Annotated in this window: 13 protein-coding genes; 4 read left to right on the top strand and 9 right to left on the bottom strand. The window is 37.7% G+C overall.

Annotated elements, in window-relative coordinates:
• Positions 1–18 precede the first annotated feature (18 nt).
• Positions 19–990, top strand: coding sequence for an NAD(P)H-dependent flavin oxidoreductase (locus tag ASF86_RS02765; protein WP_056479224.1), 972 nt, complete (start codon positions 19–21; stop codon positions 988–990).
• 210 nt (positions 991–1,200) lie between these two features.
• Here ASF86_RS02765 and ASF86_RS02770 read toward each other — a convergent pair whose 3' ends face one another.
• From ASF86_RS02770 to ASF86_RS02810, 9 genes are all read right to left on the bottom strand, one after another.
• Entirely contained in the window at positions 1,201–2,280 is a 1,080-nt protein-coding gene (locus tag ASF86_RS02770; protein WP_056479227.1) for a hypothetical protein, read from the bottom strand.
• The gene (locus ASF86_RS02775) at positions 2,267–4,099 is read right to left on the bottom strand and encodes a carbamoyltransferase (protein WP_056479231.1); all 1,833 of its coding nucleotides are present in this window, start codon (positions 4,097–4,099) and stop codon (positions 2,267–2,269) included. The genes ASF86_RS02770 and ASF86_RS02775 overlap by 14 nt, the downstream gene beginning before the upstream one ends.
• Positions 4,096–4,716, bottom strand: a complete 621-nt coding sequence (locus tag ASF86_RS02780; RefSeq protein ID WP_056479234.1) for a LysE family translocator — start codon at positions 4,714–4,716, stop codon at positions 4,096–4,098. The genes ASF86_RS02775 and ASF86_RS02780 overlap by 4 nt, the downstream gene beginning before the upstream one ends.
• Positions 4,716–6,914, bottom strand: coding sequence for an iron-containing redox enzyme family protein (locus ASF86_RS02785; protein ID WP_056479237.1), 2,199 nt, complete (start codon positions 6,912–6,914; stop codon positions 4,716–4,718). Before ASF86_RS02785 ends, ASF86_RS02780 begins: the two co-directional genes overlap by 1 nt.
• Before the next feature lie 745 nt (positions 6,915–7,659).
• The gene (locus ASF86_RS02790) at positions 7,660–8,502 is read right to left on the bottom strand and encodes an IclR family transcriptional regulator (protein WP_004642385.1); all 843 of its coding nucleotides are present in this window, start codon (positions 8,500–8,502) and stop codon (positions 7,660–7,662) included.
• Between the two features lie 107 nt (positions 8,503–8,609).
• Positions 8,610–9,815 (bottom strand): 3-oxoadipyl-CoA thiolase, encoded by a 1,206-nt coding sequence (locus tag ASF86_RS02795; RefSeq protein ID WP_056479240.1) that lies wholly within the window; start codon positions 9,813–9,815, stop codon positions 8,610–8,612.
• A 14-nt stretch (positions 9,816–9,829) separates the two neighbouring features.
• Positions 9,830–11,353, bottom strand: coding sequence for a 3-hydroxyacyl-CoA dehydrogenase (locus tag ASF86_RS02800; protein ID WP_056479243.1), 1,524 nt, complete (start codon positions 11,351–11,353; stop codon positions 9,830–9,832).
• Positions 11,354–11,414: 61 nt separating this feature from the next.
• Positions 11,415–12,176: an SDR family oxidoreductase gene (locus ASF86_RS02805; protein WP_056479246.1), complete on the bottom strand. Its 762-nt coding sequence runs from the start codon at positions 12,174–12,176 to the stop codon at positions 11,415–11,417.
• 29 nt (positions 12,177–12,205) lie between these two features.
• A complete protein-coding gene (locus tag ASF86_RS02810) occupies positions 12,206–12,994 on the bottom strand; it encodes an enoyl-CoA hydratase (protein WP_005041507.1) in 789 nt (262 codons plus the stop codon).
• Between the two features lie 311 nt (positions 12,995–13,305).
• Here ASF86_RS02810 and ASF86_RS02815 point away from each other — a divergent pair, with 311 nt between their 5' ends.
• From ASF86_RS02815 to ASF86_RS02825, 3 genes are all read left to right on the top strand, one after another.
• The gene (locus tag ASF86_RS02815; protein WP_003651134.1) at positions 13,306–14,460 is read left to right on the top strand and encodes an acyl-CoA dehydrogenase family protein; all 1,155 of its coding nucleotides are present in this window, start codon (positions 13,306–13,308) and stop codon (positions 14,458–14,460) included.
• 57 nt (positions 14,461–14,517) lie between these two features.
• On the top strand, positions 14,518–15,804 hold the full coding sequence (locus ASF86_RS02820) for an MFS transporter (protein WP_004642397.1): 1,287 nt from the start codon (positions 14,518–14,520) through the stop codon (positions 15,802–15,804).
• Positions 15,805–15,984: 180 nt separating this feature from the next.
• On the top strand, positions 15,985–17,262 hold the full coding sequence (locus ASF86_RS02825) for an MFS transporter (RefSeq protein ID WP_081407527.1): 1,278 nt from the start codon (positions 15,985–15,987) through the stop codon (positions 17,260–17,262).
• Positions 17,263–17,273: the final 11 nt, after the last annotated feature.

Below are 17,273 nucleotides of genomic sequence, written 5' to 3' on the forward strand. Positions count from 1 at the left end.
AAAGTGAGTGGAAATAATATGAAGACGAAAATTACAGAATTATTTGAAATCGAGCACCCGATTATTCAAGGCGGTATGCATTATGTCGGTTTTGCGGAGCTTGCTGCTGCGGTTTCAAATGCAGGTGGATTAGGCATTATTACTGGCCTGACGCAAAGAACACCTGAAAATCTAGCAAAAGAAATTGCGCGCTGTCGAGAAATGACTGATAAACCTTTTGGCGTAAATTTAACTTTCTTGCCTACCGTAAATACACCAGATTATCCGGGTTTTGTAGAAGCAATTATTAAGGGCGGAGTAAAAGTTGTAGAAACAGCGGGTCGTAATCCTGAACAAGTCATGCCTTATTTAAAGGCTGCTGGAATTAAAGTTATTCATAAATGTACATCTGTTCGACATAGCCTAAAAGCTCAGCAAATTGGATGCGATGCAGTTTCTGTAGATGGTTTTGAGTGTGGTGGGCACCCTGGTGAAGATGATGTACCGAATATGATTCTATTGCCTTTAGCAGCCGATGCATTAGAAATTCCATTTGTTGCTTCAGGCGGGATGGTGGATGGACGCTCACTCGCGGCAGCTTTAGCCATGGGGGCAGATGGAATTAATATGGGAACGCGTTTTATTGCAACTCAAGAAGCCCCAGTACATGCAAATGTGAAACAGGCGATTCTGAATGCAACTGAAAGAGATACCCGTTTAATTATGCGAGCTTTACGCAATACCGAGCGCGTGCTGAATAATGTGGCCGTCGAAAAAATTGTAGCGAAAGAAAAAGCGCTTGGCGACAACATTAAATTTGAAGATATTATTGAAGAGGTTGCAGGGGTTTATCCTAAAGTCATGATAGATGGCGATGTAAATGCCGGAGCATGGTCATGTGGGTTAGTTGCAAGTTTAATTCATGATATTCCGACCTGTGATGAATTGGTCAGCCGAATTGTCAAAGACGCAGAAGATATTATTCGTGGACGTTTATTAGGGCTTTTATAGAATTTTATTTATTCCCACTTAAAATTAAAAATGCCCATCTAGAAAGCTAAATGGGCATTATTTTATAAATTTTATTAGAGAATTTTTTCATTCTGTGAAGTTTATTTCAACGTAACGGATAGATAGAACCTCCTTTTTTCTTTTTCTTCCGTTTAAATAAATTTAAAATATTTTTGATGATTCTCATTTGCTTCTCCTTTTAAAATAGTTTTATAGTTTTGCTGAAATAATTTGGGCCAATTGGTCATTGCCAAGGTCATTAAAGTGCACACGATCAACAAAAATCGTGTCATTAAATGCTGGAGAATCTCTTAACAATTCATTCATATCAAAACAGGGTATGCCATTAGCCCTATTCTGGATATGAGTAAAGAATGGGATATGAACCTCTTTTCCTAAAACTCCACTGAATAACCGATAGAAATTATTAGGGCAACTTTCTATAGCATGAAATACAGCATCCTCCTCAGGAGTAAGAAAATCTCGACACCAATGTGATAAAGGTTGGAGAATAAATGTTAGAGATGCTCCATGAGCTGCTAGTAACAGTTTCCATTGCTGTAAAGCAATCGTGATGGCATCCGCCGCACGAATTAATCGCTCATCTAATGAAACACCTGCATCTGTGATGATTTCATCTGCTGGATTACTTTTGGAAAATGCTTTTTTGCAACGTTGAAAAAATGAATCCCCATTTGCTGTATCAAAAGAATCTTTTTTGCGTTTCATATCCTCATTAAATTTATTCATGTAATGTTGGAATTCGAAAGAGTAATAATAACGTCCATATTCACTTGCAAACTCATCTGGGATACCTTCTAAAGCAAGAGTATTCATGCCACTAAAGACTACAACATGACCAATCTCTCCAACTTGTTGTTGATTCATTAAGTATAAGAGTAGTTCTTGAGTTGCATTATAGCCACGCCCTGCGAAAGTCAACCATCGTTCTCCAGTAATCTCACTCAAACGGGATGCAACTGTATTTTCATCACAAGTAGCTCCAACACCTAATGCAGTAGACCCACCGACTAATAAGTTTACGCGACCATTTGATGGACGCTCAGCAACAGAAAAACGTTTCCCATTTAAAAGGCTATAGCGAAACCCTAATGAATCAGTATTAATTGCTTCAGAACGAAAGTTCTTTTCATGGAAATACATTGTATAGGGCACCCATCGGGCTCCTATATGCATAAAACTGTCATAATCAATAATTTGAGGAGTCCATCGATAGACTTCTTGAACGGCTTGTTTATGGTTGAGTATAGGTTTATCAGTCAAGGGCATATTCTTTTCTCCAATCGGTTTTCTCTTGCCATTCAGGTTGTTCAGTTTTTATTAAAAGAAAGTCACCAATAACCAAGCCATCCATTTCTGTTCGCATAAAGCACCGATATGCATCAGTTGGGCTTTCAACAATAGGTTCTCCTCGGACATTAAACGAAGTATTTATTAATATCGGGCAACCTGTAATTGTGGAAAACTTACTTATTAATTGCCTGAAGCGTTTATTATGTTGTCCATCTACAGTTTGGATCCTAGCTGAAAAATCAACGTGAGTTACAGCTGGGATTTCAGAACGGCTAAGTTTTAATTTTTCTATACCAGAGTAATTTTTTTCATTTTTAACTGTTCTACGTTTATTAGGATGTATGGGAGCAACTATTAACATATAAGGTGAAGAACAATTGAGATCAAACCATTGCGCTGCAGCTTCAGCTAGTACAGCAGGTGCAAATGGACGAAATGATTCACGATTCTTAATCTTTAGATTCATAACACTTTGCATTGTCTCTGATTGAGGATTCCCCAATATAGAACGGCCTCCCAGCGCACGAGGGCCAAACTCCATCCGTCCTTGGAACCAACCAATTACTTTATCATTCGCTAATAGTTCTGCTGTTTTTTGTAATAATGTATTCTCATCAAGGTATTGGTAGTTAGCACCCCATTGATTTAAGGCTTCTTTAATTTCAGAGTTTTTATATGCATTACCAAGATAAGCACCTTGCATATGGTCACTGAACTCATTAACTTTTCTGGTTCCTTGTATTTGCTTGTAATAACATAGATATGCTGCCCCAAGTGATCCACCTGAGTCACCAGAGGCTGGCTGAACAAAAATATTCTTAAATAAATCGGAGCGTAACAATTTACCATTTGCTACACAGTTAAGGGCAACACCACCAGCCAGACAAAGATTCTCAGCCTGAGTAAGAGACTTAATTTTCTTTGCTAGCTTCAACATAACCTCTTCAGTAACAACTTGTATTGACGCAGCGAGATCCATCTCCTTCTCTGTAATAATACTTTCAGGCTCTCGAGCTGCTCCCCCAAACAATACTTCGAATTTATCGGTGATCATGCGATTCCCGACTTCATAATCAAAATATTCACGATTTAAGTAAAAGCTACCATCATCATTAATTGTAATTAGATTTTTTAAAATAATATCGACATAACGAGGTGTACCATAGGGGGCAAGTCCCATTAGTTTATATTCACCTGAATCCACCTTGAAGCCGCAGTAATAGGTAAAGGCAGAATATAGTAACCCTAGAGAATGGGGAAACCGAATATCAAATAAAGGGCGTAACTCTGTACCGTAACCATGCCAAGCTGTAGTGGTCGACCATTCCCCAACACCATCAACACAGAGTACAGCAGCATTGGTATATGGTGATGGATAGAAGGCTGATGCAGCATGACTTTGATGGTGTTGACAAATATAGAATGGGGGTAAAGTCTGCTCTTGAAAAATAGCTGTAAGCTCGCTTTTTATAAGGGAAATAATATTTTTTCTAGCAACAAATCGCTTATATTGTTTTGCAAAGCTTAAGGCACCTTTTGGAAAGTTGTTTTTATAAGTGGTATATATTCGTTCAAATTTAATTTCAGGATCTTCATAATAAGCAATATAAGATATATCTTTAAGAGTAATTCCTGCTTGCTTAAAACAAGCAAGCAATGCTTGGCGGGGAAAGCGATTATCTTGTTTAACGCGAGAAAAACGTTCTTCTTGTAATGCACATATGATCTCACCATTTTTAAGTAAGGTAATAGCACTATCATGATAAAAAGCAGAAATACCTAGAATGTAACTCATAATCCCTCCCGTGTAATAGTTAAAATAGCAATAGATAAGAATAGGAGTGGCGGAATATAATCAAACCATGATGCTCTTTTTATAATGGATTTTAATTTGCGAGCCATTACACCAACGGTCATATTCACACAGATACCGCCAAAATTGAAAATTAGCCCATATAAGAGGAAATACAGCCAAGCTGGATGAGAACTCGAAGGTACAAATTGCGGTAACAAGCTAACAAAGAAGAGCCCAATCTTGGGGTTAGACAAATTAATCAACATTCCTTTGCTAAATGAGTAGCGGGCTGATTCTGTAGAATCCTGTGAAAGAACATTAGGACTTTCTGTTGATTTACGTCTAGGCCAAGATAAATAAGCTAGATATAGTAGATATAATGCGCCAATGAATTGAATAGTTTTGTATAGCAGTGGAATTTGTTGAAAGATAAACATTAATCCAAATGCTGATAATAAAACATAGAAGAATACGCCAAATTCAACTCCTGCTGCTGCTTTTAACCCTGCTTTTACTCCATATTTTAATGATTGATTCATTACATAAAACATAGCAGGGCCGGGTGCTAAATTAATTACTAATGCTGTTAGAACAAAAGATAAAAAATTATAATTCATTACTTATCCTTTCTATTAAGTGCTTTTTTGAAAGTATGGTGTAGAAGATGGTTCATAGTGCTTCGGAACCAATTATCTTTCGGTGGATGGCTAAGTGAACGGTAACCTATCCATATACGTTCCCAATGTTGTTCTCTTGCTTGTTCGCCACCATGTTGAAGAATATTGTCGAGGTGGTGTTGGATCGCATCTATAGCCCAAGCTGAATGTCCTGTTACCACATTGTCGATAGTGTTATGAAGACTAGTGAACAGTGAGCTAAAACCGTAATAACGTAGAATATCGCCAGATCGACGATACTCCCCGCCAACACCAGAAAGCTCCATTGCCAAATTCAATCCAAGAGTCTCAGGCAAAAACGAATTGGGAAATAAAGATATAGCCAGCCAAAAAAGCGGTACTTTGAGGTCGTCTTCATCAAATAAGATAGAAGTGGCAAATTTTTTATCAGTAAATTTCCCAATATCTATTTCCATACTTTCTAATAATTGTTTATAGATATTCCCATGGTGAAAACTTATATCTCCACCTCCGAGTTCATCAAGCAGTGTTCGATATTGTAATCTTCCAATATATGTGCTGACCCGTGCAGGAATCGAGGTATTACGAAGCCATGCACCATCAATTAGGGTTAATGGAGCTAAGCTTATGGCATCATTAATAATATCTTCTCGGCTTTCTTTAGGTATTCCTTCTAAGGGAATATAACTATTTACTTGGTGGAGATGTTGAACATCTAGCCATTTATTTAGTTGTTCATGACTATATGGATAAAATGGTAGTCCCTCTTTTTTTAAAGCTTGTTCATGTGCTGTAAGCCAATTTTGAGCAAAATGTTTTGCTGTAGGTAATACATCTGGATAACATCCAGCATGTAAAAATAGTGGATACAGTTCTTGGAGGGTAAAATTGCTATATTTATTTAAAGCTTTAAGATTCGCTTGGACTATTATTTCTTCATCCAAATATTTAATAGGTATGGAATTACTTTTATTCTTGCAGTCGCTAATAAAAAAATTAGTTTGCGTAATATCATAATTATCTAAATCTTTAATCCATGTTTCCACTATCTTAATATCTTGTTCTGAAAATACACCAAACATTGCTCCTTTAGGATGTTTGATAAGTTTTACAAAAGTACTTTTATCAGGTTGACCAGGTGATATGTATTTGGAAGAAGCTAAAGCATTAAGGAGATGCTCTGGAGAAAAATTACCTGATACAAGCCAATCATCAATTGGTTTATCAGATAACTTGCCCCGTTTATGGTATCCATGACCATATTTTCCTAACTTCTGGATTAAAGAGAGCATAGCTGTATTATTACTAAATTTTTTATGATCGGCTAAGTCTGAAAATATATAGTCTTCAAATCTTCTAATAATATTTAATGTTGTGTTATAGCCATTATTTATTTTGTCTAATGCATCATTATTTTTAATATATTGATTAATTGCTAAAATAGAATTTTTAGTGAAATTTTGTTGTTTTAAATGGCCGAAAATATTTTTATCGTATTGGTTGATTAAACTTAAGTTATCTATATATTGGGCCATTGCCAAATTAACACCTAAAGACTCTGGATATAATTTTTCTGGAAATTGAGCAATGCTGAGTAAGAATACTGGAAGATTAAAGGCATACTCTTGAATATTAAGATTGTGTGTAAAGCTATTGTTAAATACATCAGGAAAACTTAAGCCTACTGTATTGGCTCCTAACTCAAATTGATGCGACAAACTATGAGAAACATTTCCATTCCCAACCATGTCTGCATGAATTTTAAGTAGTATTCCACCTTCTTCTTTCCATGCATAATTAATAGAGGATATACCTGTAAGCCAACTACCAATTGTCTTAAATAAAGGGCTAAATTGAGTATAAAAAAATTGATAATATGCTTTGTTTTTTAATATATTAATATATTCACTTGGATTTCTTAGTATATCTACATTACTACTAAACTGACTTTCAGTAAGAGCATATGATAGATTTTTAGGGTTACTTTCAACTTTTTTTGACAATAAAAAATCTAAATTTTTCCAAATAATTTCCAGATATGGATAAACTTCTTCAAGATGAACTAATTTAGTAAACCATTGGCGGTCCTCAAGATATATATCTTTTAATATAACATTAGGAATAGGAAGAAATGTAGGTTCTGAATTTTTAATTTTTTCCTGATTAGGTTTAACCATTATAGATACTCTATGTAGCAGCTTTATTTGTTAGAAATCTCCATATCTTGAAGTCAATATACGAAGAAATAATTATTTAAAGATTCTTTTGTAATTATAAGTATTTATATAATCTCCATGGAAAGTTAAATTATAGAATGGTAATAATTAATTTTTGGCTACTGAAAAATACTTTTATTTTTTTAATAATGCAAGTATTTTGTTTGAAAAATTTATATTTTAAATAAAGTTAATATATTGAGTCTTTTTTGAGTTTTATTAAATATTAAGTTAAATTTAAATGTATATTTAATTATATTGTTTGTTTTTATTATTGTAGTGAATTATTAACTTTTTCTTAAAATTATCTGTGGTTAAGTTTTTTTAAATAAAATTCGTAATTAAATATTATTTTTTAAATAAAATTAATAGCTTAATTGATTTTCTGTACTTATGAGTTTTGAGAAATCCTGTAGTTGGTGAATCTATTAAATAAGCTTTAATCAATTATAAAAATTCCTCAATCTCACTTGATTTGGAAAGATAGTGGCATATTACATCAAAAGGAAAATAGATCCGAAGTTAAATCAATTTTATCTAAATTTATAAATAATCATAGGCTTTATGCAAATCCCAATAAAATTAATAATTTGAATTGGGTTATACTTCATTATATAGCTATAATTTTATATAGCTTATGGAAAATGAACTGTAGATGGTTATACAATAAGCCTATCACTATTGTTTAGAATGAATTCATTCACTGTCAGTGCGTTTCATTCAAAGCATCTTGAATATTGTGCACCATATGGATTAAACGTGGTCCAATTTCACCTTCAAGTTTTTCCGGATTTAAATGGAAACTTGGCGCACCACAGTTAAATACATAAAGACCGTGTTTAGAGCTGACTAAAGGTACAGCGACCGAGTTCACTTCTTTATGCCATTCACCTAAAGACAAACAATATCCGTAATCTTGATAATCTCGGAAAGCTCGTTCTAAAGAGCGTTTGATGGCAGGCCAGTTTTCAGCGTTCTTTTGTTTAAGCGCATCAAGTAAAAAATTGCGTTCACGTTCAGGAGTCGCCGCTAAGCATGCTCTTCCCATTGAGCTACTATGAAGTGGCAAAGTTGAACCAATTGGACGGCGCATATTTAATGCAGTTTCAATTTGTACCACATCGATATACACCATATTTAATCTGTCACGTGTTGCCATTGCCACAGGGGCTTGCACATGTTGACTCATCTCTTCCATATATTGATGAGCAATAGTACGGATAGAAATATTCGACAATGCTGCATATCCTAAAGATAAAACACCAATGTCTAGGGTATATTTGGTCGAATTAGGCAATTGTTTTAAATAACCTAATGACACAAGGGTATTGGTAATACGTGCAATAGTCGGTTTAGGTAAACCTGTCATTTTTGCAAGTTCTTGATTTCCAAGTACCTGATTATTTGCAGAAAAGCAGCGTAAAAGTTCTAAACCACGCGCTAAGGAAGCGATAAATTGAGGGTTATTTTCCCGATGAATATGTGAAATAGGATCTAGGCGTATCTCATCAAAATTTATTGGTTGTTCAGTTTTTGAATTCTGAGACATTCGATCCTCAAATATAATAAAGCAAAGTTTTGCTATTATATTTCGCTCTGCAAAATAAATCCATTCATCACTGCGCTGTTGTGATGAATGGATATCTGGTTTGGTAATTATGAAACGTTTTCAATCACCATAGCGAGGCCTTGACCCACACCAATACATAGGCTTACGACAGCATATTTCTTTTTACGACGAATGAGTTCGCGTGCCACAGTTAAAGCAAGACGGGCACCAGAAGCACCAAGTGGATGACCAATAGCAATCGCACCGCCATTTGGATTTACGCGAGGATCATTAAAATCAACATTTAAGCCTTTTAAGCAAGATAACACTTGTGAGGCAAAAGCTTCATTAATTTCAATAATATCCATGTCATCTAAAGTCAGCCCTGCACGTGCAACTGCTTTTTTAATGGCTTCGATAGGGCCGGCCCCCATAATACGTGGTTCAATACCAGCTGCTGCTGCTGACAATATTTTTGCCATAGGCTTTAAGCCATATTTTTGACCGGCGGCTTCTGAACCAATCAGGAGTGCCGCAGCGCCGTCATTAATGCCTGAAGCATTCCCAGCAGTCACTACACCACCTTCAAACAATGGTTTTAATTTCGTAAGTGCTTCAACAGTCGAGCTTGGGCGAGGGTGTTCATCTTCAGAAACCAGTTTTGGTGGTAGCTTTTTGCCTTGGAAAACCTCAATTGGGGTGATTTCACCCGCAAAGAAACCTTCTTCTTTGGCTTTTTGATATTTGGCTTGTGACTGAGCTGCAAATAAATCGGCTTGCTCTCGTGTAATACCAAAGTCGGCAGCAACATTATCGCCCGTTTCAGGCATTGAGTGACCGCCGTACTGGGCAATAATTTTTTTATTCGGAAAACGAGAGCCAATCGTGGTGTCATAAATTTTAGCATCACGGCTATAAGCACTTTCGGCTTTACCCATCACAAAGGGTGCACGAGACATACTTTCTACGCCACCTGCAATATATAATTCACCTTCACCACAAGTAATAGCACGTGCGGAGTCAATTACCGCACCTAAACCACTAGCACATAAACGGTTTACAGTTTGACCGGGTACAGTGACAGGTAAATCTGCAAGTAAAAGCGCGTTTCTCGCAACATTACGGCTATCTTCACCTGCTTGGTTGGTATCACCCAAAATTACATCTTCAATATCAGCACCTGGAACACCAGTTTTTTCAAGTAACTTTTGAATGACTGTCGCTGCTAAATCATCTGGACGAATTGAGGCAAGTTCACCTGCATGGCGACCAATTGGGCTACGTAAACCATCATAGATATAAGCATTTAACATTGAGAAATTCCTTTTCAAGACTCGTGAGTAAAAGTGAGAGGTAAATTAAGCGCGACGCGACGTTGTAACCATGGGCTAGGGCGATAGCGCGGGTCATGGGTAAGTGCTGTTATACGGTTGAGAATGAGTAAGATTTTTTGACTACCTATTTGGTCGCCCCACTCAATTGGGCCAAATGGGTAGCCTAAACCAAGACGCACTGCCGCATTAATATCATCTACAGTTGCAATATTTTGCTGTGCAATATCGCAGCCTAAATTAATGACCATGGCTAAAACACGCTGAGCAACAAAGCCGATACTTTCAGCAATCATGCTGACCGTATTTCCATCTAAATTGAAAATAGAGTGAGCTGCCTGACGGTAGTCAGCTTTTGTGACAAGTGAAGGCATTAATGTGCGATGTTTTGCAATGCCATATAACATGTCTATAGCAACAGCTTGCTCAGGATTAACGCCTAGGCGTATAGCTGCTTGAGTTGTGTCTTCGCCGTAACAAGCGAGTAAACATAAACTGTCTGATTGCGGTGCAGAGCCAGTATCTAAGGCAATATTTTGCTGAGTTAAATAATCTTCAAGCTGTGTTTTATCTTCAGAGAAATCTGCTGCTACCCAAACTTTTGGATATTGCGCTAAACGGTCTACAAACTTGGCGGGTTGTTCACCTGTTTTTGAACCGGTTTCATAATTATAAAAACCTTGATTAACCTTGCGTCCGAGTTGTTTAGCCTCCAACATTTGTTTGGTTAACGGGTTAGGTTTGTAGCGTGCTTCTTCATAGTATTGATGGTAAATCGACTCCATAACAGGATGAGAAACGTCAAGCCCCGTTAAATCCATTAGCTCGAAAGGTCCCATTCTAAAACCAACACCGTCACGTAAAATTCGGTCAATTTCACTAATGTCGCAGACATTTTCATTTAGAATTTTTAAAGCTTCAGTTCCGTAAGCTCGTCCAGCATGATTAATAATAAATCCTGGTGTGTCCTTCGCAACTACAGGGCGGTGGCCGAATGCACGAGACAAGCTATTTAAAGCGTCGATAATAAGTGGATCGGTTTTTAAACCTCGAATGACCTCCACCACTTTCATGAGTGGAACAGGGTTAAAGAAATGGTAGCCCACCACACGTTCAGGTTTTTTACAGTTTGCAGCAATTGCTGTGATCGAAAGAGAAGATGTGTTGGAAGCTAGGATGGTATTTTCGGAAACAACCTCTTCAAGTTGTTGCATCAAACTTTGTTTGATATCTAGACGTTCAACAATAGCTTCAATAATCAAGTCGCAATCTTTTAAATCTTCAATTTGTTGCGCAACAATTAAATGACTATTTGCCGATGCTGCTTGTTCAGCCGTAATTTTATTTTTGTCGACTAACTTTTGAAATGTAGCAGCAAGTTGTTCTTTTGCTTGTTCTGCTGCACCTGCCTTAGCATCATATAAATAAGTGGTATGTCCTGATTGTGCAGCAATTTGAGCAATACCGCTGCCCATAATACCTACACCAATCACAGCCATGCTTTTAATATCATAAGTCATGTCGATCATCCTGATTATTGATCTGTATTTGAAATTAAGCGGATAAATAAGGGTGGGTGATTTAGCTTAAGCATTGTTTATCACCATCAATTGGTAAGATCTGGCCTGAAATAGAACGACCACTATCTGAGGCTAAAAATAAGCATAAATCTGCGATATGTTTCGGATTTACAAAATATTTGAGCGACTGATTTTTAAGTGCATTTTGTGTGACCTTCTCAAGAGAACTTTGGGCTACATCTGCGCGGGCCTGTAGAACGCGTTGGACACGGTCACCATCAACAGCACCCGGAAGAATCGCGTTAACTCGAATATTATCTGCACCGAGTTCCATAGAAAGCGTTTTGGTAAAACCAATCAGCCCCCATTTTGAAGTGGAATACGCCAAACGATATGGATAGCCTAAGCGGCCTGCAATTGATGACATATTAATAATGACACCGGCGCCTGATTGCTTTAACAAGGGAATCGCTAATTGAGTAATTAAAAAAGTACTATTCAGATTTAAATTAATCACCGTATTCCAGTCATCAAAACTCAGTTCATCTGCTGCAATGGTTGGGCCTGAAATACCTGTGTTGTTAACTAAAACATCAATATGGCCAAGTTTTTTGATCGCTTCGGCAAACATAAGCTTAATCTGCTCAGGCTCTGCTAAATCACATGCATATATGTGCAACTTTGGATAATCTTTTTGAAACTGTTCTAGACTTTGAGCATTAATATCACAAACGAAAACTTCATCATCGTTGTTTAAAAATGCTTCAGCAATGCAGCGTCCAATCCCTGAGCCACCTGTACTAATAAATACTTTTTTAGCCATTTTCATTCCTTTGGTGTTGTCTATTTAAATTATTTACCTTGATACGAGGGTTTGCGTTTTTCAATAAAAGCTTGAACACCTTCATTTTTATCTTCGGTAGAGAACAGTAGTTGGAATGCTTTACGCTCTAGGGTTAAGCCAGCATTTAATGGAACATCTTCACTCATAAGTGCAACTTCTTTAATTTGCTGCAAGGCTATAGGAGGCATTTTTGCTAGGCTTTGTGCCATTTGAATAGCGGTGGGAATAGTTTGGTCGTCTTCAGTCACTTGTGAAACAAGCCCAATGATATAAGCTTCTTCAGCCTTCACCATTGCACCAGTCATAATCATGCGCATAGCATGAAATTTACCGACTGCACGAAACAAACGCTGTGTGCCACCAGCACCTGGCATTAAACCAACTTTGATTTCTGGTTGTCCAAAAACGGCACTTTTACCGGCAATAATAATGTCGGCATGCATTGCCAATTCACAGCCACCACCCAACGCATAGCCATTTACAGCCGCAATCACTGGTTTAGGGCACTGGGAAATTGCGTTCCAATAACGTTCAGTGTGACGTAATAGCATTTCCGTTGAAGTTGCTGTTGCCATTTCTTTTAAATCTGCACCCGCGGCAAAGACTTCATCACCGCCAGTGAGTACAACCGCATTGATTTCATCGTTAAAACTTAATTCGGAAAAAATTTGTGCTAATTGCTTACGAACTTCACCGTTTAAGGCATTTTTAGCTTCTGGGCGGTTAATTTTTACAATCGCTATTTTTTGAATGGTGTAATCAACATCTACGAAATTATTCCCTATTTCTTTGCTCATTTTTGCATTCCTTGTTTCGCATATCAAAACTATATTCCTTTTATGATGCTTATTTTGGAATTTATTTCAAGTCTTATTTATTTAAATAGAGCGATTGTGGTCTATTAAAGAGTGTAAGTGCTTGATATTGTGTATTGGTCTGTTTTTAAATTTCGTTAAACGAAATTAATTTTCAAAAAAGCTTGAAATTTGTGTTTTCGTTCTCGTACTATGAAACAAATCCGCAGTAAACAAGATTTAAAACATGGTATCCAGACAAGCTGGAATTGGCTGATGGGTACGATGGAAATACATAAGAAGGGAGATCACAGATGATCCGTGATGAAGGGATGTTGGAACAATTACTTTCAACAATTCGAGATTTTGTAAAAAATGAATTGATCCCTCGTGAAAACGAAGTGGTAGAGAAAGATAAAATTCCGGATGACATTGTGCAGCAAATGCGTGAGCTTGGTTTGTTCGGACTCACAATTCCAGAAGAATATGGTGGCTTAGGCATCACCATGGAAGAAGAAGTAAGAGTCGCATTTGAACTTGGGCAAACCTCACCAGCTTTCCGTTCTTTAATTGGTACCAATAACGGAATTGGCTCAAGTGCAATTTTGATTGATGGCACAGAAGAGCAAAAGCAAAAATATTTACCACGTTATGCAAGTGGCGAAATTATAGGTTCATTTTGTTTAACTGAACCTGAGTCAGGGTCGGATGCAGCCTCTTTAAAAACCAGTGCAGTAAAAGATGGTGATTTTTATGTTCTAAATGGTACTAAGCGATTTATTACCAATGCGCCTCATGCGGCAACTTTTACGGTAATGGCACGAACCAATCCGGAAATTAAAGGATCGGGTGGTATTTCAGCCTTTTTAGTAGAAGCCAACACACCTGGTATTACCTTGGGCAAAATTGATCAAAAAATGGGACAAAAGGGTTCTCATACCTGTGATGTCATTTTTGAAAATTGCCGAGTACCTGCATCTGCACTTATTGGTGGCATTGAAGGTATTGGTTTTAAAACTGCAATGAAAGTTTTAGACAAAGGGCGTTTGCACATTGGGGCATATAGCGTCGGTGTTGCTGAGCGTATGTTAAATGATGCTCTTCACTATGCCATTGAACGCAAACAATTTGGTCAGCCGATTGCTAACTTTCAGCTTATTCAAGCCATGCTCGCTGACTCAAAAGCCGAGATTTATGCAGCTAAATGTATGGTTTTAGATGCAGCTCGCCGTCGTGACAATGGTGAAAACATTAGTACTGAAGCATCTTGCGCAAAAATGTTTGCGACCGAAATGTGTGGTCGAGTGGCAGATCGCTGCGTACAAATTCACGGTGGGGCAGGTTATATCAGCGAATATGCCATTGAACGTTTTTATCGTGATGTGCGTTTGTTCCGTTTATATGAAGGAACCACGCAAGTTCAACAAATTATTATTGCCAAAAACATGATTAGGGAAGCTACAGCCTAATAAAAAATTAAATGCCATGAGGCATCGGATGCCTCATGTTCCTCTAAGGATATGGATATGACCACAGAAACACTGAAGCAGGAAGCAAGTCCTGAAGGGATTCAAACCCCCAAAAAGATTTGGATTACTGCATTTATCTTTGCCTTTCTTACCTTGTTATGTGATGGCGCAGATTTGGGTTTTCTTGCGCTCAGCTTAACCAGTTTAAAAACGGAGTTTCATTTAACGGGTGTACAGGCAGGTACTTTAGGAAGTTTAACACTTTTAGGTTCAGCAATTGGCGGTCTGATTGGTGGTTGGGCATGTGACCGTTTTGGACGCGTTCGTATTATTGTGTTTTTTATTGCTTATTCTTCAGTTTTAACCTGTGCGCTTGGTTTTACTGATTCTTATATGCAGTTTGCCATTGTACGAGTCTTTGGCTCGATGGGGCTGGGTGCATTATATATTGCCTGTAATATTTTAATGTCAGAAATGGTGCCGACTAAACATCGTACCACCGTATTGGCAACCTTGATGACGGGTTATACCTTGGGTTCATTACTTGCAACCTTGTTAGCAGGTCATATTATTCCTGAGCATGGTTGGCGTTTTCTGTACTGGATTGCAATTACCCCTGTGGTGCTGTCGATTTTGATGCACTTCTGTGTGCCTGAACCTGCATCGTGGAAAAAATCACGTGAATTGAAAGCATTGGCTGCAACGACAGTCGATCCAACCCAAAAAGTGAAACGTCAGAATCCTTATCTTGAAATTTTAAAAGATAAAAAACACGGCACTATGTTTGTGTTGTGGATTATCAGTACAGGTGCATTACAGTTCGGTTATTACGGGGTAAGTAACTGGTTACCTGCTTATTTAGAGTCTGATCTAGGCATCAAGTTTAAAGAAATGGCGATGTATATGGTCGGTACCTTCCTGATTATGATGTTTGCCAAAGTAATTGCCGGCATTGTTGCGGATAAATTGGGTCGCCGTGCTGTGTTTGCTTTTGGAACCATTGGTACAGCACTGTTTATTCCTGTCATTGTTTATCTAAATACACCAACCAATATTTTATGGATGATGCTGTTCTTCGGTTTCTTGTATGGCATTCCATACGCCATTAATGCCACCTATATGACTGAAAGCTTCCCGACTTCGATTCGTGGTTCTGCGGTTGGTGGTGCCTATAATATTGGCAAGGTTCTGTCGATTTTCTCTCCACTTACAATTGGTTATTTATCGCAAAGTGGTTCTATTGGTTTAGGGCTATTGGTGATGGCAGCTGCTTATTTTATCTGCGGTGTGATTCCACTGTTATTTATTAAAGACCGATTATTTAATCCACAAAAAGCTGATTAATTCAGTAGCGTTTCAGACTTGATCATGATCAGGTCTGAACCTAAATCATGCGCGGTTACCAGTTAATTTATTGCATGAAAAAAATGATAAATAGAAAGATGGATGATTTTTATAAAAATATTCTCTTTCAAATAAATGAGCTTAGGAATACTCACTTTTATGTAATGGATAGGTAAAAATATGAAAATGGAAGCTCTAAGTACATTCCAAGACAATGAGGTCACTCAGACACCTAAAAAAGTCTGGGTTCTAGCCTTTATATTTTCATTTCTCACTTTACTTTGTGATGGTGCTGATGTTGGCATTCTAGCTTTTACTCTGACCAGTATTAAGACTGAATTTGGTTTAACCACGATTCAGGCAGGTGCATTAGGCAGTTGGTCAATTTTTGGTATGGCGATTGGCGGACTGATTGGTGGCTGGGCAAGTGACCGTTTTGGACGAGTCCGTATTATTGTCATTTCAACAGCAGCATTTGCCATACTTTCTTGTATGACGGGGTTTGCACAATCCTATGGGCAACTCGCGATCTTAAGAATTATTACCTGTATGGGATTGGGTTGTCTCTACATCGGCTGTAATACTTTAATGTCTGAGATGGTACCGACCAAATATCGTACAACGGTGTTAGCAACACTGATGACTGGTTATACCCTCGGTTCTTTAACCATTACAGGTCTATCAGGTTGGATTATTCCTGAATTTGGCTGGCGGATGCTGTATTTCATTACGATTATCCCGATTGTTTTGGCTGTTCTCATGTTCTTCTTTGTGCCTGAGCCTGAGTCATGGAGAAAAGCCCGTGCTTTAAAACTTGCTAACCCTGCTGTTGGCACTGTCAAAAAAGCTGAGAATCCTTATATCGCCCTATTTAAAGATAAAAAACACGGCAAGATGCTCATGCTTTGGTCATTTAGTTCTGGGTTCCTGATGTTTGGTTATTTGGGGGTGAGTAACTGGTTGCCTGCTTATCTAGAGTCCGAGTTAGGGATTAAATTTAAAGAAATGGCAATCTATATGATTGGAACATTTTTGACCATGATGTTTGCCAAAGTGCTTGCTGGTTTTGTAGCAGATCGTATTGGACGCCGAGTTGTTTTCGCCTTCGGTACGATTGGAACCGCATTATTTATTCCAGTGGTGGTGTATATGCATACGCCTGAAAACATTGGTTGGCTGATGCTGGTTTTTGGTTTCCTTTATGGTATTCCGTACGCTATTAACGCAACTTATTTAACCGAAAGCTTCCCAACCTCCATTCGAGGTACAGCAGTGGGTGGTGCATTTAATATTGGACGTATCGGAGCGATCTTTGCACCACTGACCATTGGTTATTTGGCAATGCATGGTTCCATTGGTGCAGGTTTATTATTGATGGGTATTGCATATTTTGTCTGTGGTCTTATCCCAACCTTATTTATTAAAGATCGTTTATATGATCCTCAAAAAGCTGAATAACTAAGGAGAGT

Source organism: Acinetobacter sp. Leaf130, from assembly GCF_001423205.1.
In the GTDB taxonomy this organism is placed as follows: Bacteria; Pseudomonadota; Gammaproteobacteria; order Pseudomonadales; family Moraxellaceae; genus Acinetobacter; species Acinetobacter calcoaceticus.